Genomic DNA, 19,935 nt, shown 5'->3' on the forward strand with positions numbered 1-19,935 from the left:
TCTGAAACTTCCAGACGGCCTTTTTTTCATTCGATATCAACCCAATAAATCCCAAGCAAACTTTCCAATGGTTAGACACAGCAGCAACATAAATCCGTAACGCAGCAGTTTGGTTCCGCCGCGCATTGCCAAGCGCGCGCCGACCACGCCGCCGCACAAGTTCGCCGCTGCCAACGGTATCGCCCATGCCCACACAACATGGCCTTGCGGAATAAAAAACTTCAACGCGGCAAGATTGGTGGTCGAATTGATGACCTTTGCCGAGGCGTTCGCCGCCAGAAAATCGTAGCCGTAAAAGCGGACGAACACAAAAGCCAGCAGGCTGCCCGTTCCCGGCCCGAACACGCCGTCGTAAAACCCGATTAACGCGCCGAAAAATAAGCCCCATAAAGTTTCGCGGCGTGTCAGCTTTTCAGTGCGCACCGTCTGCCCCAAGTCTTTTTTCAAAAAAGTGTACAGACACATGGCAATCATGATGACCAACATTGCCGGTTTCATGTATTGCACAGGGAAATACACCACCGTTTTCGCGCCCAAATATGAAGCGGCAAATGCCAACGCCGCGGCAGGCAGCAGCATTTTCCACGGTACGGGGATTCGGCGCAGATATTGCCCCGTCGCGGTCAACGTGCCGCAGCAGGAAGCAAATTTATTGACACCCATCACCGAGGCCACAGGCGTAGCATTTGGCAATAGGTTGAACAATCCGGGAATCTGCAACAGTCCGCCTCCGCCAACCGCCGCATCCATCAGCCCGGCGGCAAAGCCAACCAATACCAGATAATAAAAAAACGAATCTGCAAGCATAATGTCCATCTCTAAAAAGCAAAGCGATTTTGCGCGTATTTGCCTATTCCGACAACCTACAAGGCCGTCTGAAAACAAGAAACCATATTCTGTTTTCAGACGGCCTTTCTTTTTCAATTCAGCCGCTCAAATTGCAGCTTAAAAATTTTTCCATTAAAATGCCGCCCCTTATCTTTCCTGCACACAACACATTCTATGGAACATTCCACCCTGACCAAACGCACAGCCCACGACAGAATGGGCATCTTCGCGCATTTCATTTTCGCCAGCCGCTGGCTGCAACTGCCGATTTATATAGGCTTGATTATCGCCCAAGTCATTTATGCCTGTAAGTTCCTCAAATCCTTGTGGCACTTGGTATCCAATTTCAGCATCATGGATGAAAACACCATCATGATCGCTGTATTGAACCTGATTGATGTCGTGATGATTGCCAACCTGTTGACCATGGTCATTGTCGGCGGCTACGAGACCTTCGTTTCCCGCCTCCATGTTGACGAACATCCCGACCAGCCCGAATGGCTCAGTCATGTCAATGCTTCGGTTTTAAAGGTTAAGCTGTCGATGTCCATCATCAGCATTTCCTCCATCCATCTGCTGCAAACCTTCCTCAACGCCGCCAACCTGTCGGAAAAACAAATCATGTGGCAATGTATTACCCACATCTGTTTCCTGATTTCCGCGCTTGCCATGGCTTTAACGGACAAAATCGTGTATAGCACGACGCATAAAGCGCATTGATAAAAGACAATCAAAAGGCTGTCTGAAGTGTTTCAGACGGCCTTTTATTATCTGGCAATGTTTACAGCTTATTGCTTACGCTTGTCCCACCAGGCAAACAAGTTACCCAAAACCGTTCCTGACACAGAGTGCCAAACGCAGGCAACGGCAGCGGCAACGGCAACGGCAGACTCGGCATTACCAGGGAAAAATTTAGCACTCAAACCGGTGGCAAGTCCGGCATTTTGTACGCCGACTTCGATGGCAAGGGTGCGTTTTTTGGCGGTGTTCATGCCGGTCAGTGCGCCGCTGTAATAGCCGAGGATGTAGCCACCGATGTTGTGGGCAGCGATGGCAAGTACCATCACGAAGGCGGATTCGGCGAAACGGTGGCCGTGAACGGCAGCAACGCCGCCAACGATGCAGGCAAACGCGACAACGGCAACGGCAGGCATAATCGCGCGCACGTCTTCAAACCAATGTTTTTTATGCAGCAAGATATTGGCGACAGAACCGATAACGACAGGCAACAGGGTAACGAGCAGCATAAATTTGAACATACCCCAGCCGTCCATTTCGACGGTTTGTCCGACCAAATAAGTCATCCACAACGGCGTCATCACAGGCGCGAGGACGGTGGAGACCGTGGTCATGCCGACCGAAAAGGCAACATCGCCTTTAGCCAAAAAACTCATGATATTGGAAGAAACACCGCCCGGACAAGTACCGACCAAAACCAAACCCAGTGTCAATCCGGGCGAAAGGTCAAAGGCTCTGGCAATGCCGATGGCGAGCAGGGGCATAATCGTGTATTGGGCGATGGCGCCGATAAAAATATCGAGCGGACGTTGCGCCAGAATTTGATAATCTTCTTTGCCTAAAGTCATGCCCATACCGAGCATAATGATGCCGAGTACGACGACTTGCGTATCACCTTTTACCCATGAAAACGTAGCAGGTTCAATAAAGGCGATGATGGAGGCAAGGACGATAATCAGGGCGGTGAAGCGGGTCATTTGCCGACTGACTGCGGTCAGAAAGTTCATGTTTTTACTCCTTTGTATGTTCTTATCATGACAATAATTGCCATAATTTAACACATGTTAACTCTTGTGCGCAATGACGGTCACGAAACAGGAAACCTGCCTCCAATAATGTTTAAAAACAAACTAAACCTATTCCGCCCCGTATCGACACAAAGGCCGTCTGAAAACTTTCAGACGGCCTTGTTTTATCCGTTCGTTATCGATTTATTCGATATTTTGAACCTGTTCGCGCATTTGTTCGATTAAGACTTTCAGTTCAACCGACGCTTGCGTGCATTCGGCGGCGATGGCCTTGCTGCCCAAAGTGTTGGCTTCGCGGTTGAGCTCCTGCATCAGGAAATCCAAACGTTTGCCTACGCTGCCCTTGCCTTCGGTAACGATGCGGCGCACTTCGGCGATATGGGTGCGCAAACGGCTGAATTCCTCATCCACATCGGATTTTTGGATGAACAAAGCAAATTCCTGTTGCAAGCGGTCATTATCGATATTGCCAACGGCTTCTGCCAAACGGGTTTTGACTTTGTCCATATGCGCCTGCAAAAGGCTTGGGAACAATTCGTTCAAAGCGTCCACAATCTCTTCCATGCCGTCCAGACGTTGCAGCAGGTGCTCGCCCAGTTTTTTGCCTTCACGTTTGCGGGCAGCTGTGAACTCTTTCAAAGCGCTGGTCAATAAATCTTTGACACCTTTCGCCAAGGCCTCGGAGTCTTCGCTCTGACCTGCCAAAACGCCGGGGAAACGCAAAACGTCGGCCACGCTCAGCTTGCCGAAATTGTGTTCCTTGCGCCAAGTTTTGTTCAAATGCGCCAGTTGGGCAACCAAATCCTGATTAACTTCCAAAGTCTGCCCGCCAGAAGACGCATCTTGCAGCTGAACACGACACTCCAATTTACCGCGCGTCACAGCCGCGGCAATCTGTTCGCGCAATGCGCCTTCCAAATAGCGCAACTCTTCCGGCATACGGAATTGGACATCCAAATAACGATGGTTGACCGCGCGGATTTCCAAATTAATCCGTTTGCCGCCGCATTCGCCTGCGGCATTGGCAAAGCCGGTCATGCTGTGGATTTGAATAGTTCGTCTTGTAGCCATGGTTTTACTCCGTTTCCAAATACGAGTGAAAGTACGGATACTATAACACACCCGACCGCCGATTTTCAGACGGCCTTTGGTGCCAAATTCCTCTATAATTCAAGGTAACCTGTTTTTTATTCCCCCAAAGGACCATCATGAGCGACTACACACGCACCGGCCGCGCCGCCGACAGCCTGCGCAACATCAAAATTACCCCAAACTTTCTTCCCCACGCCGACGGTTCCTGCCTCATCGAGTGCGGCAACACAAAAGTGATTTGCACTGCCTCCATCGACGAAAATGTCCCACCGTTCCTGCGCGGCAAAGAGCAAGGCTGGGTGACGGCCGAATACGGCATGTTGCCGGCTTCCACTGCTTCCCGTATGCGCCGTGAGGCCGCCGCGGGCAAACAGTCCGGCCGCACACAAGAAATCCAACGTCTGATCGGCCGCTCGCTGCGTGCCGTCGTCGATATGGAAAAACTCGGCGAACGCCAAATCCTGATTGACTGCGACGTCATCCAAGCCGACGGAGGCACGCGTACCGCCTCCATTACCGGTGCCTACGTTGCCCTGCAAATCGCCGTGGACAAACTGCTTTCAGACGGCCTTATCAGCGAAAGCCCGATCCGTGAAGCCGTTGCTGCCGTTTCCGCCGGCGTGGTGGGTGGTGTACCGCTTTTGGACTTAGACTATCCCGAAGACTCAGGCTGCGACAGCGACGTCAACATTATCATGACCGCATCCGGCAAAATCATCGAAATCCAAGGTACGGCCGAAGGCGCACCGTTCAGCATCGAAGAATTGGGCAAACTCATTGCCCTCGCGCATAAAGGCATTGCCGAATTGGTCCAACACCAAAAAGCCGCCCTTTTGTCCCGATAAGCAGCAAGGCCGTCTGAAAGATTTCAGACGGCCTTTTTTAACCCCGTCCATTTATGCGCATTTACTCAAAAAAGCGCGTCCCATCCTTGAATTTCATGTAAAAAATAGTAATAATAACCCTTTTTCCAGCAAACCAAGCTGCCCGACAAACCCCACAAGAAAGCACGAAACATGGCGTTAATCGTACATAAATACGGCGGCACATCAGTAGGCTCGCCCGAACGCATCAAAAACGTAGCCAAACGTGTCGCCAAAGCCCGCGCCGAAGGACACGACATCGTAGTCGTCGTATCCGCCATGAGCGGCGAAACCAACCGACTGGTCGCCCTGGCGCACGAAATGCAAGAACATCCCGATCCGCGCGAGCTGGACGTCGTCCTTGCCACCGGCGAACAAGTAACCATCGGCCTGCTGGCCATGGCCCTGAAAGACATCGGCGTTGACGCCAAAAGCTACACCGGCTGGCAGGTTGCCCTCAAAACCGACACTTCCCACACCAAAGCCCGCATCGAAAGCATCGATGACGAAAAAATGCGTGCCGATCTCGCCGAGGGCAAAGTCGTTATCGTAGCCGGTTTCCAAGGCATCAGCAGCGAAGGCAATATCTCAACCCTCGGCCGCGGCGGCTCCGACACCTCCGCCGTTGCACTTGCCGCCGCCCTCAAAGCCGACGAATGCCAAATTTACACCGACGTAGACGGAGTTTACACCACAGACCCGCGCGTCGTACCCGAAGCACGCCGCATGGACACGATCACATTCGAAGAAATGATCGAATTGGCCAGCCTCGGCTCAAAAGTTTTACAAATCCGCTCCGTAGAATTCGCCGGAAAATACAAAGTGCGCCTGCGCGTACTCAGCAGCCTGCAAGATGGCGGCAACGGCACCCTGATTACCTTTGAAGAGGACGACAACATGGAAAGAGCAGCCGTAACCGGTATCGCATTCGACAAAAACCAAGCACGCATCAACGTACGCGGCGTACCTGACAAACCCGGCGTTGCCTACCAAATCCTCGGCGCAGTTGCCGATGCCAACATCGAAGTCGACATGATCATCCAAAATGTCGGTAGCGAAGGCACAACCGACTTCTCCTTCACCGTACCGCGCAGCGACTACAAACAAACCATCGAAATCCTGCAACAACGTCAAGACAGCATCGGCGCAGCCTACATCGACGGCGATGACACCGTATGCAAAGTCTCCGCAGTCGGCTTGGGCATGCGTTCACACGTCGGCGTGGCTGCCAAAATTTTCCGCACCCTCGCAGAAGAAGGCATCAACATTCAAATGATTTCAACTTCCGAAATTAAAGTATCCGTCCTGATTGACGAAAAATACATGGAACTGGCTACCCGCGTTCTGCATAAAGCATTCGACTTAGGCAACTAATTCCAGCCTGTTAAAAGGCCGTCTGAAACTTTATTGTTTCAGACGGCCTTTTTTATTCCTTTCGCATTAATTAAAAACATCTTAATAAAAAAATCTGCTTTAACTCAAAACAGCATAGCTTTCCTTATTATTACCCTTGTTAATTTCATTATATGTTCAATATTTTACAACCATCCATCTTCGCCGTTTAATTCCAAAAACATACCACTTAACCTAATTTGAGAAAAATAAACAAATCTGTAATAAAATAGAACAAAAGTACAAACAATTATCTACGCTCATCAATAAAAACAAATTCCCCCCAATTTTCCCCTAACTTAAGAAGGAATCCTAATATGAACGTATTAAACAAATTCGGTATGCTAATCTTGACCGCTTCCCTGCTGGCAGCCTGCGGCGACTCCGGTAATAAAGGCAGCAGCGACAAACCGGCAGAACAAGTTGCCCAAAGCGAATCTAGCTCTGCCAACAAATACGAAAAAGCCCTGAGCGAATTCCCGGAAGCAGATCCTAAACTGGCCGAACCTATCGTCATTTCCGATAAAAAATCTCCAGACGGTCTTGCCGAATTACAAAAATTCATTCATTTCACCACTGGTGAAGAAGCACAAAACATCGGCAAAATGGGACAAGAATTGCAACAACTGGCCAGCCAAGGTAAAGAAAAAGAAGCTTTGGAGCAGATGAACAAACTGACGGCCGCACTGGAACAATTCCATCAGAGCGCAGCTGCTCTCGATATCAAAGATCCTGAAATCAAAGCAGTTATGGATCGTACACTGCAAGTCAGCAGTGCTGCCAACAACCTGATGATTTATGCAGGTAAGTATTCTTCTGAGTTGACTATCGATGGCAAAGATAAAGATTCGCTCAAATTTGCCAAAGATTTCCAAGACAAATCTCAAAAATTGCAAGAAACCCTGCGTGCAGCCAATCAAGAAGTAGAAAAGGCTGCCACAGCCTTAGGCAAGAAATATTCCCAATAAGCATATTGTTTCCAATAAATAGCAGAAAGGGACATCATCAAAATGTCCCTTTGTTTATATTCAGACGGCCTTGAATATCTCCAACACTCAATCCTTCCCTTCTCTCGAAAAATGCTCAATCTCGAATCCACTCTGACGATACGCTCGGAAACGGTCTCGGGCTTCGGCCAAATCTTCTAAGCTGTTGCCGACAATTTCAAGGATACGGTTTGGAATGGCCGGGGCTTGGCTCCAAAAATCGGCAGACAGGTTTAAAACCGTGCGATCCTGCGGAATATTCGGCAATGCGTTTCCAAACGCAAGCAATACCGGCGTTTCAGACGGCATGGGGTCGATAGGCAACCAGACTTCATGCGGAATAAAGCTTTCGGGAATCTGCTGCCACAAATCAACGTCGAGTTGCTGTACTGCCGCAGCAGAATCCGACCACACCAAAATCTGCCCGCCATCGCATATGGCGCGTGCAATCAAGCGGCAGGCAAAGGCGGCCGGCTGGGCAACGTGTGTATAAAAAGTGGCTTTAGGCATGGCGTATTCTTTCGTTTAGGCAATGGATTTACTGTTTTCAGACGGCCTTTTTGGTTTTCAACAATCTCAAGGCATTGCCCAACACCAGCAGCGAGCTGAAACTCATGCCGAGCGCGGCGATCCACGGGGTAACGTAACCAAACACGGCCAGCGGAACGGCAACCAGATTGTATGCGCTCGCCCAAGTCAGGTTTTGGCGGATGATTTGATGGGTACGGTGTGCCTGTTCCATCATCACGGGCAAAACGTTCAAATCATCATTGAGTAAAACCACATCCGCACCATCTCGCGCCACATCAGCACTCGTGGCCACGGCAGCCGACACATCGGCTTGGGCAAGGACGGGGGCATCATTGATCCCGTCGCCGATCATCATGACTTTACGTCCTTGTTTTTGCAGATTTTCTACATAAGCCAGCTTGTCTTCCGGCGTGGCTTCGGCACGATAGGCATCCAAACCCAGCTCTTGCGCAACTTGGACTACGGCAGCTTGACGGTCACCGCTTAAAAGGTGCAGACGGATGCCGTGTTGTTTCAGGTTTTGCAACATTTCAGCGGCGCTGTCTTTGATTTGGTCTTCCAGCAAAAAGGCCGTCTGAAAACCGCTTTGATTGCCCAAGAAAATAATGCTGCCTGTGTGGTCGATATGGGCAAATGTTTCAGGCAGATTACCGGCGATTTCCGAAACAAACGCCGCTTTGCCCAAAGCCCAAACTTGGGTTTCGCCATCCAATTCGATTTGTGCGCTGACACCGTGTCCGATACGGTTGACCCGTTGCTGTACTTTCACATCAAGCGCGGATACAGGGCCGTCTGAAAGCGTATGGTTCAAAATGGCACGGGCGATGGGGTGTTCGGATTGCTGCTCCAATGCTTGGGCGATAGCAAGGGCTTGAGCTTCGTTCAGACGGCCTGCGGACAACATACGGCTGACGGAAAGCTGCCCTTTGGTCAGCGTACCGGTTTTGTCGAACACGACATCGTCAATTTGGGCAAGCGTTTCCAGGCTTTGTTTGCCGCTGATGAGAATGCCGTCTTTGGCAAGCGCACCGGTCGAAGCGGCCAGTGCAGTCGGAGTCGCGAGCGACAAGGCGCACGGGCAGGTAATGACCAGCAGGGCAACGGTAATCCACAAGGCAGTGTGCGCATCGGCATACCAAGCCCAGCCGATAAAAACAGGAACCGCAAGCAAGAGTTCACCAAACACGAAACTGGACGCGTATTTTTCGGCCAACTCGGCGGCACGCGGTTTTTGCGCCAGCGCACGGTCGAGCAGTTTGACGATATGGGACAGGCGCGTGTTGCCGCCGGTATGGTCGGTGCGGATGATTAAAGGGCTGCTGGTGTTGAGCGTGCCGGCGGTTACTTTTTCAGACGGCCTTTTCACGATGGGCAGACTTTCGCCGGTCAACATGGCTTCGTTCACTTCACTCTCGCCGGATAAAACCGTACCGTCCACCGGAATGACTTCGCCAGGCTTCACAACAATCGTATCGCCGATATTGAGGCGGACGACTGCAGCTTCCTCGATGGCATCGCTTTCAGGATAAGACGGCAAACGGTGGCAGAATGCCGGAACCAGTTTGACCAACCGCTCCGCCGCATCGCCTGCTTTTCGTCGGGCAATCTGCTCCATAAAACGCCCGCCCAACAGGAAAAACAGCAGCATGGCAATGGATTCAAAATACATGCCCTGCCCTGCGTTGGTGACCAAGCTGTAAATACCGGCGATAAAGGTCATCACAATGGCAATGGCAATCGGCGTATCCATGCCGACACGGCGGTTTTTCCAGTCACGCCATGCGCCGCGGTAAAACGGCAACGCGCTATAAAACACAACGGGCAACACCATCAAAAAGCCGCCCCAATGCAGGATTTCCAAATAAAGCGGCTCGATGTCGCCGCCGTAAAAATAAGTCGGCAGGGCAAACATCATCGTCTGCATCATACCCAAGCCGGCTACGGCCAATCTGACGATAAACTGTTTGCGCTCTTTCTGCGCCTGCACTTCGATTTTTTGCGCATCATAAGGCGCGGCGGTATAACCGGTTTGGCGGATTTTCAGCAAAATATCCGACAATTCGATATGGGCGCTGTCCCACACCACGCGGCAGCGGTGGGTACTGTAATTCAAATCCACGCGCACCACGCCCTTCATGCGCAACAACTGTTGCTCAATCAGCCACACACACGCGGCGCAGGTAATGCCGCCCAGCATCAACACCGCCTCGCGCTCATCCCCTGCGCCGACCTCGACAAAATCAGCCTGCACTTCGGGCAAATCGTACAGCTTTAATTGCGACAACACTTCCAGTGGCGGCAATTCAGATTTTTCCGCATCTGCAGTACGCTGTTTGTAATAATTGCCCAAACCGGCATCAATAATACTCTGCGCCACCGCTTGGCAACCGGCGCAACAGGTTTCGTGTTCTTCGTCTTCAAAACGAACCGTCAAATGCAGATGATCCGGGACTTCAAGTCCGCAATGGAAGCAGTTTTTTTGGGGATGTGTGGAAGATGTCATCATGTGTTCGATTTATTTTTCAGACGGCCTGAAACAACCGTCCCAGGGTGTTACATTTTAGCAAAAAGCGTTTTTCCGCCTCTTTTCATTCAATTTTGAATTAACAGACTGTCGGACTTTGTAAAAAATATGGGAAACAAAGTATTGACCGTTCATCAACCGATGAACGGTAACATATAAATACCGTTTATCTTTAAAAACTTCCAATTATTTTAATGTAAAAATGGAACTTTTTTAAAAATTCCGATACATTCTTTGTTGACCTCAGCCCACTTAAGCAGCATACTTTAGGCATTCCGCGAAGACGGAAATAAAAAAACACACATTTACTTATAAAACTAACTTATTGGGAAACCTCACCATGATTGATCGCCTTATGCCTATCTTCGCCGTTATCGGCATTTTGTCCAGCACCGTATACCTGAGCCTCGCCGCTTGGATGCTTTACGAAAGCGTGTTTAAAAAGAAAAGCCCTCTGTCGGCATAATCCTCAGATTTAGAATTTTACGGTAAGGCCGTCTGAATATTCAGACGGCCTTGTTTCATTCCATACTATCAAGCACTTGGCTGTACGGCCAATTCAATCATCGCTTCGCGCAAACCGTCCAAGCCCAAACTTTCGGCAACGGAAACATTCACGCCGACGGCCTGCCCGGAGTTGTCGCGCAAAATGCCTGCTTCACGCATACCCGACGGCAGCAAATCGATTTTGTTGTACACCACCAATTGCGGAATTTCATGCGCGCCGATTTCTTCCAAGACTTCGTTGACATCATCCATCTGCCGTTCAAAATCGGGATTGGACGCATCAACAACGTGCAGCAGCACATCCGCCATCGCTGTCTCTTCCAAGGTAGCGGAAAACGCCGACACCAGCTTGTGCGGCAAATCGCGGACGAAGCCGACGGTATCGGTCAAAATCACGCTCGCCTCATGCGACAGGAAAAGCCGACGCGCAGTGGTATCCAAAGTGGCGAACAACTGGTCTTTCGCCAATACGTCCGCTTTGGTCAAGCGGTTGAACAGGCTGGATTTTCCGGCATTGGTATAGCCGACAATGGCAAAGGTTTTCAGACGGCCGCTCATGCGCGATTTGCGGCGTGTGGCGCGTTGTTTGCGGACATCGGCAAGCTGTTTTTTCAATGCTGTGATTTTTTGTCCGATTAAACGACGGTCGGTTTCCAACTGGGTTTCGCCCGGCCCTTTCAAGCCGATACCGCCCTTTTGGCTTTGTAAATGTCCATAACCGCGCACCAGCCGTCCGCTCAAATGGTTCAGCTGAGCCAGCTCCACCTGCAACTTACCTTCCTGCGATTGGGCGCGTTTGGCAAAAATCGCCAAAATCAAACCCACTCTGTCGAGGACGCGGCATTGAAGCTCTTTTTCCAGATTACGCTCTTGTGTCGGCGTGAGTTCGTGGTTGAACACAACCAGCCCGACATCATACTGTTTGACCACTGCCGCCAATTCTTCCGCCTTACCCGTACCAACAAATAAAGCCGGATGCGGTTTATCGCGGCGTGAAGTTTCGATAGAAACCAAATCGCCGCCGGCCGCGCTCACCAATTCTGCCGCTTCGGTCAAAGCCGTCTGAAAGCCGCGCTCGCGCGTTTCGTTTGCGCCGGAATAGTCCGCCGTCAACATCACGCCGACCAAGAGGACGCGTTCGGGCTTTTCCAAAGATTTATCGACGGAAAACAGATTGCGCTTGCTCAAAAAATTTCCTTTCAGACGGCCTTATGGCCGGGGCAAAGTCCTGATTAACGGTTTTTCAAAATATCGGCAAAATATTCGGTCACTTCTGCCAAACGTCCGCCTTGTACGGCATAAGGCTGCATGACGGCCACCAGCTGCTCCAATACTTCGCGCGTTTCGGTTTGCGCGTGTTCGCGGTAGAGCCACATATTTTGCATGGTCACCGTGGTCAATTCCTCGCGTACATTCAGCAAGAGCAAGTGTCGGCAAGACTCATAGCCTTGACGCAAATCGCCGGCCGCATAAGCGGTAACCGACAATTCATAGTCGATGTCCAACTGATAAACATTGCTTTGGACAAAAAGAATATCGTCTTTTGGGAACGGGATACGTTTCGCCATCAGACCGATCGCATGGGAAATGCGGTATTTCCCTTCCTGGCGCAACATGGTTTGCGCAAGGTAGAGACATTCGGCACGGCGCGGGTTGTAATCGTAGCCTGCCAACCAAGTCGCCAAGGCTTCATCGCGTTTGCCCATTAATTTGTAGCACTCGCCCAGCTGTTGGTAAGAAACCGACACTTCCTCGATCCAACCGCCCAACTCGATGCGTTTTTTAAACCATTCGCTCGCACGCTCGGGCATATCAGAGTCCCAATAAGAACGCGCCGCATAAAAGGCGTAACGCGGTTTCAGGTCTTCATCTTCAGGGCTGTAAAACGCTTTTTCCAAAGAAACCGCGTCAAGCAGGTATTTGTTCGCCATATTGCTGCGTGCGCCGAAACGGCCACTGAGAACCGTATAGTCACCATGAAGCGTGGCTTCGCTGGTATCTTGTTTATCGGTTTCGATAAATTCGTGCAACACGCCGCGCCAGTAGAATGTACCGTCATTGCGCAACAACAGCGGACGGTAATAAACCACGCTGCCCATGGCATTTCTCATGCGGAGGCGGTAACGGTCGACGGTCAGTTCGGGTAATTCCAATTTGCCTTCAAAGCGGTCGTCTGCATCAAAAATCAACACGTAATCGGTTTTGCCTTTTGCGTGTTTCAACGCCTGATTGCGGTTGTATGCAAAATTTTGCCAACCATCATGATGAATCTCGCCTGCGATGCCCTTTGCATCGAAAAAGCGGCGGATCACGCCGACGGTATCATCGGTCGAGCCGGTGTCGCTGATGACGTAGTAGTCAAGTTTGATGTGGTCAGTGATGTTGGCCAGTGTTTCTTCGATGATTGCCGCTTCGTTTTTGACAATCATATTCAAGCAGATGGTTTGGGACATTTTCAATAGCCGCATTGGTTTGGAAAGGTATTATTTTACTTTAGCATTTTGTTTTTTGCACACAAAATACTCAGGCCGTCTGAAGATTGCCTTTCAGACGGCCTGAAGTTTATTTTGCCTTATCTTTTTTCCTGACGGCGTATCAGATACACCGCCAACAGTGCAAACAAAACCGTCGGCAATGCGCCTGCCAAAAACGGCGGCACGCCGTACAACTGGCTGGTAAAGCCGAAGAGCCGTCCGGCAAAGTGGAACAGCAAACCGAGACAGATACCGCCGAAAAGTTTCAAGCCCATATTGCCGTGGCGTGTGGTTTGCGGGGTAAAGGCGAAGGCAACAAGCGCCATCACCCATGCGGCAACGGGATATACCAGCTTGCGCCACCATGCGATGGCATAGACTTGGGTATTTTGGTTGTTTTTTTCCAGATGGTCGATGTAGGTGGTCAATTCGCCGACAGACATTTGGTCGGGCTTGACGAGCAATACATCCATCAGGTTGCGTTTGACGGAAATCGGCCAGTTTTCTTCAGTGGCAGTAGAAACTTCGACTTTATCTTCGCCCAATATGCTGCGGCGGATATTTTTCAGCTGCCAGCTGCCGTCTGGATTCAAAACGGCTGATTCTGCTTCCGCCGCTTGGGTCAGTTCGTTTTTATCGTTGCGCTGCCAAATTTTGATGCCCAAAAGCGTATGGTCGGGCAACATTTCGCGCACGTTGATGATGCTGTTTTTTTCTTTCAGCCAAAGGCCGGTATTGCCGGTACTGATTTTGCCGTTGATGGCCGCGGCTTTGATGTTTTCGGCTTTTTGGCTCAGCGTGGGCGCAACCCATTCGCCAAGTGCAACGGTGGCAATGGCGAAAATCAAACCAAACTGCGACAGAATCAACAGCAGCTTTTTGGTGCTCATGCCGCTGGCTTTGATAACGGTCAGCTCGCTGCCGGAAGCCAGTTGGCTGAGGGAAATCAGGCCGCCGATCAAAACGGCAAGCGGCATCAGTTCATATGCGCGCGCAGGCATCTGCATTAAAACATACTGCCCCAATTTTGCGCCGTTATAGCTGCCTTTTCCAAGATCGCCGACTTCGTTGATGATTTCAAAAAAGCTGTACAAAGCGAGGAAGGCAAGGAGGGCGTAAACCGCCATAACCGCCATTTGACGGATGATGTAACGTGAAATCAGGTTCATTTTCCGCCTTTCAATGTCAGACTTTTGGCAACCGCCTGCCAGAAGGGTTGGCTGGGCATACTGCGCACGCGTAGCAGGACGACGGCAATCACAAACATGATGATGTGCATAGGCAGCAGTCCGAGCCAAAAATGGATTTTGCCGTCTTCCACAGCATTGCGCAGGAAGGTCAGCCCGTTTTGGTAAACCAAAAACAAACCGATGGCAATCAAGATATTGTAGGTATGGCCGCTGCGCGGATTGAAATAAGAAAGCGGCACGGCAAGCAGACACAACAACAAAACGCTGACGGTCAAGGAAATACGCCACATCAATTCCGCTTGATGTTGGGGATTGCTGCTGCCAATCAGTTGGGCGGTCGGAATGGTACGGCGATGTGAAACAGGGTCGATAAGTTTGGGCGTAGTGCTGATAATCAGGCTGAGATGTTGAAAAGAAACGCGGTTGTAATCGGCTTTGCCGGGCGTACCGCTGTAACGGTAGCCGTCGCGCAATTCAAGCGTGCGTTTGTTGTCGGTCAGCGAAAAATTGCCCTCTTTGGCAAAAACGATGTTGTCGTTGCCGTTTTTATCCTGCTCGCGCAGGAAGAGGTTTTTCATGATGCCGGATTCGGTATCGAAGGTCTCGACAAAATAAACCCTGCCGTTGCGCTTGCCCAAGTTATTGAACTCGCCGGCTTCCACCAAAGACAACTCCTGCTTCTGCTTCAAAATTTCGGCATATTCGCGGCTACGCAACTCTGCCCACGGCATCACCCAAAGCTGCATGACGGCAATCAGGATGGCAAACGGCACGGCAAACTGCATGACCGGGCGTATCCATTGTTTCAATGCCAATCCGCAGGAAAGCCAAACCGACATCTCGCTGTCGCGCCAGTAGCGGGTCAATACGGTCAACGTACTGATAAATGCGGTCAACACCAGCAAAAGCGGTGTCATGCCGATTACCCAGAAGCCGACTAAGGCCAACACGGCATCGATGGCGACACGCCCGTCGGCTGCGCGGCCAAGCAGGTTGATGGCCTGCGTGGACACCAATACCGCCAAGAGGACGACAAAGATGCCGACGGCGGTAAAGGAAAGTTCTTTAATAAAGTTTCTTTGGTAAATCATAAGATTGAGCGTGGTATACGGTTTATGGGAAACCTATATTTATTAATAAGGCTTCAGACGGCATGACACAAATGGAGTACAATGATTTTCATCTGTTCGGACGGTTGGTCACAAGCCGTCTGAACAACCGACAACCGTTCCAATCAGGAGAATAAACGTGAAATTTAGCACAAAAGCCGAAACTTTGCAGGCTCAACAGACAGGTGCGCAATTATTTGTCTGCGCCGAAGCATCGCAACTGAGCAACCCGACTGCCCTCGCCCTCTTCGCCTCCCTTGAAGAAGGTCAAAATTTCGCCAACACCAAAATCCCGACGGACAACGGTTTGCAAGCCATTGCCGTCACCCGCCTCGAAAAAACCGACCGCACCGCATTGAACAAAGCTGCAGCCGAAGCCGCCAAATGGGCGCAAAATCAAGAAACGGTCAATGTGGACGTTTATGCCTTTGAAGAAGCGCAAGCGGCAGCCGTTGCCGAAGCGTTTGCGATTGCGTTCGGCAATACCGCCTACCGTTTCGACCGCTACAAAAAAGAAGCCAAACCGGCTAAATTTGCAGAAGCCGTGTTCCACAGCGCGCACGAAGCCGCCGTCAAAGAAGCCCTGCGCGTTGCCGAAGCGCAAGTTTACGGACAAAGCCTCTGCCGCGATTTGGGCAATGCCGCACCGAACGAATGCACGCCTGAATTCCTCGCGCGTACCGCCAAAGCCGAAGCCGAAAAACTGGGCGCACACGCCAAAATTATTGAAAAAGACTACATCAAAGAAAACATGGGTTCGTTCTGGTCTGTCGCAAAAGGCAGCGTCGAAGACCCATATTTGGTTGAACTGAGCTATTTCGGTGCAGCCGACAAAGAAGCCGCACCTGTGGTATTGGTCGGCAAAGGCATTACCTTCGACACCGGCGGCATCTCCCTCAAACCCGGTCTGAACATGGACGAAATGAAGTTCGATATGTGCGGCGCGGCAACCGTCATCAGTACCTTCTGCGCCGCCGTCAAACTGCAACTGCCGATCAACCTGATTGCCATCGTCGCCACTTGTGAAAACATGCCTTCCGGCGCAGCCAACAAACCGGGCGACGTCGTAAAAAGCATGAAAGGCTTGACCATCGAAGTGTTGAACACCGATGCCGAAGGCCGTCTGATTTTGTGTGACGCGCTCACTTACGCCGAACAATTCAAACCCAAAGCCGTTATCGACGTCGCCACCCTGACCGGTGCGTGCATCATCGCCCTGGGTCATGACGTCAGCGGCGTGATGGGCAACAATCAAGATTTGGTCGACAGCCTGCTGGCCGCTTCCCGCAACGTGGACGACAAAGCATGGCAACTGCCGCTCTTTGAGACCTACAAAGACCAACTCAAATCCAACTTTGCCGACATTCCAAACATCGGCACGCCGGGTGCAGGCACGATTACCGCCGCAACATTCCTGTCTTACTTTACCGAAGACTATCCATGGGCACACCTCGACATCGCAGGTACAGCATGGAAATCCGGCGGTGAAAAAGGCGCGACCGGCCGTCCTGTTCCTTTATTGCTGAACTATCTGCGCAATGTGAAATAAATCTTGGGGGAAGCCTGCGGGGTTAATCGTTTCAACCCTGCAGGCCGTCTGAAAACGGAATCCGCATTATCTGACTCAACCTGACAAACGGAGAACCACCATGAAACCACTATTTGCCGCATTATCTGTCGCCCTTCTGCTCGGCACATCCATAAGCGCTCAAGCTGCCGAACAAACCACTCCCACCGACCGCAGCATCCAAGTGTACAAAAAAGCCGACTTAGCTGAATGGAACCGCGAAAACGCAGCCGGAGGCCAAGGCCCCTTGCTCGGCAGCTTTGCCTTCACGCGCCATCAAACCGCCGACCAAGACGCATTCAAAGAAATCGGCTGGCTCACATTACCGCCGGGCGCCTCCATTGGGCAACACAAACATACCGGCAATGAAGACGTTTACATCATCGTATCCGGCAAAGGCCTGTTTACCGATAGCGAAGGCAAACAAACCGAAGTCGGCGCCGGCGACATTACCATCGCCCGCCCCGGCCAGTCCCATGCTTTGAAAAATATCGGCAAAAAGCCGTTGGTATTCCTTGATCTGATTGCCGAGACCGCTGGCGCTAAAGCCGCCGAAACCAAGTAATACTTTCAATGAAAGCAAACCATCTGCCATGACTTTCTGCCTTACCCAAACCAGGCAGCAGAGAGATTGTTCCGTTTTCATTTAAACCTACATACAAGCTAAAGGCCGTCTGAAAACCACGCTTCGTTTTCAGACGGCCTTTTTTCTCAAAAATCTTATCATATAAACAATGAAATGTTATATAATAACAGCCTTTCGAAATATGATGAGAAACTAAAATGACACAAACCACACTCAAACCCATTGTTTTATCTATTCTTTTAATCAGCACCCCCATCCTTTCCCAAGCGCATGAAACCGATCAGTCGGTGGACTTGGACGAGGTTACCGTCGTCGGCAAAAGCCGTCCGCGCGCGACTTCGGGGCTGCTGCACACTTCAACCGCCTCCGACAAAATCATCAGCGGCGATACCTTGCGCCAAAAAGCCGTCAACTTGGGCGATGCTTTGGACGGCGTACCGGGCATTCATGCCTCGCAATACGGCGGCGGCGCATCCGCTCCCGTTATTCGCGGTCAAACAGGCAGACGGATTAAAGTGTTGAACCATCACGGCGAAACGGGCGACATGGCGGACTTCTCGCCAGACCATGCCCTGATGGTGGACAGCGCCTTGTCGCAACAGGTCGAAATCCTGCGCGGCCCGGTTACGCTCTTATACAGCTCGGGCAATGTGGCGGGGTTGGTCGATGTTGCCGACGGAAAAATCCCCGAAAAAATGCCTGAAAACGGCGTATCGGGCGAAGCCGGATTGCGTTTGAGCAGCGGCAATTTGGAAAAACTGACGTCCGCAGGCATCAATATCGGTTTGGGCAACCACTTCGTGCTGCATACCGAAGGCTTGTACCGCAGATCGGGCGATTACGCCGTACCGCGCTATCAAAAAGAAGAAGGCCGTCTGAAACGACTGCCCGACAGCCATGCCGATTCAAAAACCGGCAGCATCGGCCTGTCTTGGGTGGGTGAGAAAGGTTTCCTCGGCGTGGCGTACAGCGACCGTCGCGACCGCTACGGCCTGCCTGCCCACAGCCACCTCTACGACGACTGCCACGCCGACATCATCTGGCAAAAAAGCTTGATTAACAAACGCTATTTGCAGCTTTATCCACACCTGCTGACCGAAGAAGACGTCGATTACGATAATCCGGGTTTGAGCTGCGGCTTCCACGACGACGATAATGCACACGCCCATGCCCACAACGGCAAACCGTGGATAGACCTGCGCAACAAACGCTACGAAATCCGCGCCGAATGGAAGCAGCCATTCCCCGGTTTTGAAGCCCTGCGCGTACACCTGAACCGCAACGACTACCACCACGACGAAAAAGCAGGCGATGCAGTAGAAAACTTCTTCAACAACAAAACACACAACGCCCGTATCGAGTTGCGCCACCAACCCATAGGCCGTCTGAAAGGCAGCTGGGGCGTGCAATATTTGGGACAAAAATCCAGCGCGCTCTCCGCCATTCCCGAAACCGTCCAACAACCGATGTTGATTGACAACAATGTCCGCCATTACAGCTTTTTCGGTGTAGAACAGGCAAACTGGGACAACTTCTCGCTTGAAGGCGGCGTACGCGTGGAAAAACAAAAAGCCTCCATCCAGTACGACAAAGCCCTGATTGATCGGGAAAACTACTACAACCAGCCCCTGCCCGACCTCGGCGCGCACCGCCAAACCGCCCGCTCGTTCGCACTTTCGGGCAACTGGTATTTCACGCCACACCACAAACTCAGCCTGACCGCCTCCCATCAGGAACGCCTGCCGTCAACGCAAGAGCTGTACGCACACGGCAAACACGTTGCCACCAATACCTTTGAAGTCGGCAACAAACACCTCAACAAAGAGCGTTCCAACAACATCGAACTCGCGCTGGGCTACGAAGGCGACCGCTGGCAGTACAATCTGGCACTCTACCGCAACCGCTTCGGCAACTACATCTATGCCCAAACCTTAAACGACGGGCGCGGCCCCAAATCCATCGAAGACAACAGCGAAATGAAGCTCGTACGCTATAACCAATCCGGCGCCGACTTCTACGGCGCGGAAGGCGAAATTTACTTCAAGCCCACGCCGCGCTACCGCATCGGACTTTCCGGCGACTATGTACGAGGCCGTCTGAAAAACCTGCCATCCCTACCCGGCAGGGAAGATGCCTACGGCAACCGTCCTTTCATCGCACAGGACGACCAAAACGCGCCCCGTGTTCCGGCTGCGCGCCTCGGCTTCCACCTGAAAGCCTCGTTGACCGACCGTATCGATGCCAATTTGGACTACTACCGCGTGTTCGCCCAAAACAAACTCGCCCGCTACGAAACGCGTACGCCCGGACACCATATGCTCAACCTTGGTGCAAACTACCGCCGCAATACGCGCTATGGCGAGTGGAATTGGTACGTCAAAGCCGACAACCTGCTCAACCAATCCGTTTACGCCCACAGCAGCTTCCTCTCTGATACGCCGCAAATGGGGCGCAGCTTTACCGGCGGCGTGAACGTGAAGTTTTAAAATCGGACAGGCAAACAAAAAAGGTTTTCAGACG

At 51.5% G+C, this 19,935-nt stretch carries 17 protein-coding genes; 8 read left to right on the forward strand and 9 right to left on the reverse strand.

Features of this window, described 5'->3' with window-relative positions:
- Window positions 1–36: 36 nt before the first annotated feature.
- Window positions 37–807: a sulfite exporter TauE/SafE family protein gene (locus tag ACTHTK_RS03465; RefSeq protein WP_107723677.1), complete on the reverse strand. Its 771-nt coding sequence runs from the start codon at window positions 805–807 to the stop codon at window positions 37–39.
- A gap of 195 nt (window positions 808–1,002) precedes the next feature.
- Between ACTHTK_RS03465 and ACTHTK_RS03470 the strand changes: the two genes are divergently transcribed.
- Window positions 1,003–1,548, forward strand: coding sequence for a TIGR00645 family protein (locus tag ACTHTK_RS03470; RefSeq protein ID WP_440378356.1), 546 nt, complete (start codon window positions 1,003–1,005; stop codon window positions 1,546–1,548).
- 68 nt (window positions 1,549–1,616) lie between these two features.
- On the opposite strand, the gene ACTHTK_RS03475 is transcribed toward ACTHTK_RS03470, so the two are convergent.
- Both ACTHTK_RS03475 and ACTHTK_RS03480 read right to left on the reverse strand, forming a co-directional pair.
- Window positions 1,617–2,573, reverse strand: coding sequence for a bile acid:sodium symporter family protein (locus ACTHTK_RS03475; RefSeq protein ID WP_440378357.1), 957 nt, complete (start codon window positions 2,571–2,573; stop codon window positions 1,617–1,619).
- Window positions 2,574–2,777: 204 nt separating this feature from the next.
- Window positions 2,778–3,665: a YicC/YloC family endoribonuclease gene (locus tag ACTHTK_RS03480; RefSeq protein WP_440378358.1), complete on the reverse strand. Its 888-nt coding sequence runs from the start codon at window positions 3,663–3,665 to the stop codon at window positions 2,778–2,780.
- A gap of 137 nt (window positions 3,666–3,802) precedes the next feature.
- Between ACTHTK_RS03480 and rph the strand changes: the two genes are divergently transcribed.
- From rph to ACTHTK_RS03495, 3 genes are all read left to right on the forward strand, one after another.
- Window positions 3,803–4,531: a ribonuclease PH gene (rph, locus tag ACTHTK_RS03485; RefSeq protein ID WP_440378359.1), complete on the forward strand. Its 729-nt coding sequence runs from the start codon at window positions 3,803–3,805 to the stop codon at window positions 4,529–4,531.
- Window positions 4,532–4,702: 171 nt separating this feature from the next.
- Window positions 4,703–5,923, forward strand: a complete 1,221-nt coding sequence (locus ACTHTK_RS03490; RefSeq protein WP_440378360.1) for an aspartate kinase — start codon at window positions 4,703–4,705, stop codon at window positions 5,921–5,923.
- 335 nt (window positions 5,924–6,258) lie between these two features.
- Window positions 6,259–6,909, forward strand: coding sequence for a hypothetical protein (locus ACTHTK_RS03495; protein WP_440378361.1), 651 nt, complete (start codon window positions 6,259–6,261; stop codon window positions 6,907–6,909).
- A gap of 87 nt (window positions 6,910–6,996) precedes the next feature.
- Here the strand turns inward: ACTHTK_RS03495 and ACTHTK_RS03500 are convergent, their stop codons facing one another.
- Complete coding sequence (locus ACTHTK_RS03500; protein ID WP_440378362.1) at window positions 6,997–7,437, reverse strand: DNA polymerase III subunit chi; 441 nt, start codon at window positions 7,435–7,437, stop codon at window positions 6,997–6,999.
- 37 nt (window positions 7,438–7,474) lie between these two features.
- The gene (locus ACTHTK_RS03505; protein ID WP_440378384.1) at window positions 7,475–9,961 is read right to left on the reverse strand and encodes a heavy metal translocating P-type ATPase; all 2,487 of its coding nucleotides are present in this window, start codon (window positions 9,959–9,961) and stop codon (window positions 7,475–7,477) included.
- Between the two features lie 361 nt (window positions 9,962–10,322).
- On the opposite strand from ACTHTK_RS03505, the gene ACTHTK_RS03510 reads away from it, so the two are divergent.
- Window positions 10,323–10,448 carry a hypothetical protein gene (locus ACTHTK_RS03510; protein ID WP_003678791.1) on the forward strand — a complete coding sequence of 42 codons (126 nt, stop codon included), beginning with the start codon at window positions 10,323–10,325 and terminating at the stop codon, window positions 10,446–10,448.
- 68 nt (window positions 10,449–10,516) lie between these two features.
- On the opposite strand, the gene hflX is transcribed toward ACTHTK_RS03510, so the two are convergent.
- The 4 genes from hflX to lptF form a co-directional block, all read right to left on the reverse strand.
- Entirely contained in the window at window positions 10,517–11,677 is a 1,161-nt protein-coding gene (hflX, locus tag ACTHTK_RS03515) for a GTPase HflX (RefSeq protein WP_308881544.1), read from the reverse strand.
- A gap of 44 nt (window positions 11,678–11,721) precedes the next feature.
- On the reverse strand, window positions 11,722–12,942 hold the full coding sequence (locus ACTHTK_RS03520; protein WP_308881545.1) for a glycosyltransferase: 1,221 nt from the start codon (window positions 12,940–12,942) through the stop codon (window positions 11,722–11,724).
- Between the two features lie 119 nt (window positions 12,943–13,061).
- Entirely contained in the window at window positions 13,062–14,132 is a 1,071-nt protein-coding gene (gene lptG, locus ACTHTK_RS03525; protein ID WP_070645464.1) for an LPS export ABC transporter permease LptG, read from the reverse strand.
- Complete coding sequence (gene lptF, locus ACTHTK_RS03530) at window positions 14,129–15,244, reverse strand: LPS export ABC transporter permease LptF (protein WP_003686055.1); 1,116 nt, start codon at window positions 15,242–15,244, stop codon at window positions 14,129–14,131. Before lptF ends, lptG begins: the two co-directional genes overlap by 4 nt.
- A gap of 157 nt (window positions 15,245–15,401) precedes the next feature.
- Between lptF and ACTHTK_RS03535 the strand changes: the two genes are divergently transcribed.
- The 3 genes from ACTHTK_RS03535 (at window position 15,402) to znuD (ending at window position 19,901) form a co-directional block, all read left to right on the forward strand.
- A complete protein-coding gene (locus ACTHTK_RS03535) occupies window positions 15,402–16,811 on the forward strand; it encodes a leucyl aminopeptidase (protein WP_440378363.1) in 1,410 nt (469 codons plus the stop codon).
- Between the two features lie 100 nt (window positions 16,812–16,911).
- Entirely contained in the window at window positions 16,912–17,394 is a 483-nt protein-coding gene (locus ACTHTK_RS03540) for a cupin domain-containing protein (RefSeq protein ID WP_107723621.1), read from the forward strand.
- A gap of 218 nt (window positions 17,395–17,612) precedes the next feature.
- The gene (gene znuD / locus ACTHTK_RS03545; protein WP_440378364.1) at window positions 17,613–19,901 is read left to right on the forward strand and encodes a TonB-dependent zinc receptor ZnuD; all 2,289 of its coding nucleotides are present in this window, start codon (window positions 17,613–17,615) and stop codon (window positions 19,899–19,901) included.
- Window positions 19,902–19,935: the final 34 nt, after the last annotated feature.

Origin of the sequence: Neisseria sp. P0006.S009 (assembly GCF_051962915.1) — a bacterium.
In the GTDB taxonomy this organism is placed as follows: domain Bacteria; phylum Pseudomonadota; class Gammaproteobacteria; order Burkholderiales; family Neisseriaceae; genus Neisseria; species Neisseria subflava_E.

Excerpts from the sequence above, each read along its gene's own strand:
- ACTHTK_RS03465 (WP_107723677.1), bottom strand. The coding sequence starts at position 807 with ATGCTTGCAGATTCGTTTTTTTATTATCTGGTATTGGTTGGCTTTGCC.
- ACTHTK_RS03475 (WP_440378357.1), bottom strand. The coding sequence starts at position 2,573 with ATGAACTTTCTGACCGCAGTCAGTCGGCAAATGACCCGCTTCACCGCC.
- ACTHTK_RS03490 (WP_440378360.1), top strand. The coding sequence starts at position 4,703 with ATGGCGTTAATCGTACATAAATACGGCGGCACATCAGTAGGCTCGCCC.
- ACTHTK_RS03510 (WP_003678791.1), top strand. The coding sequence starts at position 10,323 with ATGATTGATCGCCTTATGCCTATCTTCGCCGTTATCGGCATTTTGTCC.
- ACTHTK_RS03505 (WP_440378384.1), bottom strand. The coding sequence starts at position 9,961 with ATGACATCTTCCACACATCCCCAAAAAAACTGCTTCCATTGCGGACTT.
- lptG (WP_070645464.1), bottom strand. The coding sequence starts at position 14,132 with ATGAACCTGATTTCACGTTACATCATCCGTCAAATGGCGGTTATGGCG.
- lptF (WP_003686055.1), bottom strand. The coding sequence starts at position 15,244 with ATGATTTACCAAAGAAACTTTATTAAAGAACTTTCCTTTACCGCCGTC.
- ACTHTK_RS03495 (WP_440378361.1), top strand. The coding sequence starts at position 6,259 with ATGAACGTATTAAACAAATTCGGTATGCTAATCTTGACCGCTTCCCTG.
- ACTHTK_RS03470 (WP_440378356.1), top strand. The coding sequence starts at position 1,003 with ATGGAACATTCCACCCTGACCAAACGCACAGCCCACGACAGAATGGGC.
- ACTHTK_RS03480 (WP_440378358.1), bottom strand. The coding sequence starts at position 3,665 with ATGGCTACAAGACGAACTATTCAAATCCACAGCATGACCGGCTTTGCC.
- rph (WP_440378359.1), top strand. The coding sequence starts at position 3,803 with ATGAGCGACTACACACGCACCGGCCGCGCCGCCGACAGCCTGCGCAAC.
- ACTHTK_RS03520 (WP_308881545.1), bottom strand. The coding sequence starts at position 12,942 with ATGTCCCAAACCATCTGCTTGAATATGATTGTCAAAAACGAAGCGGCA.
- znuD (WP_440378364.1), top strand. The coding sequence starts at position 17,613 with ATGACACAAACCACACTCAAACCCATTGTTTTATCTATTCTTTTAATC.
- ACTHTK_RS03540 (WP_107723621.1), top strand. The coding sequence starts at position 16,912 with ATGAAACCACTATTTGCCGCATTATCTGTCGCCCTTCTGCTCGGCACA.
- ACTHTK_RS03500 (WP_440378362.1), bottom strand. The coding sequence starts at position 7,437 with ATGCCTAAAGCCACTTTTTATACACACGTTGCCCAGCCGGCCGCCTTT.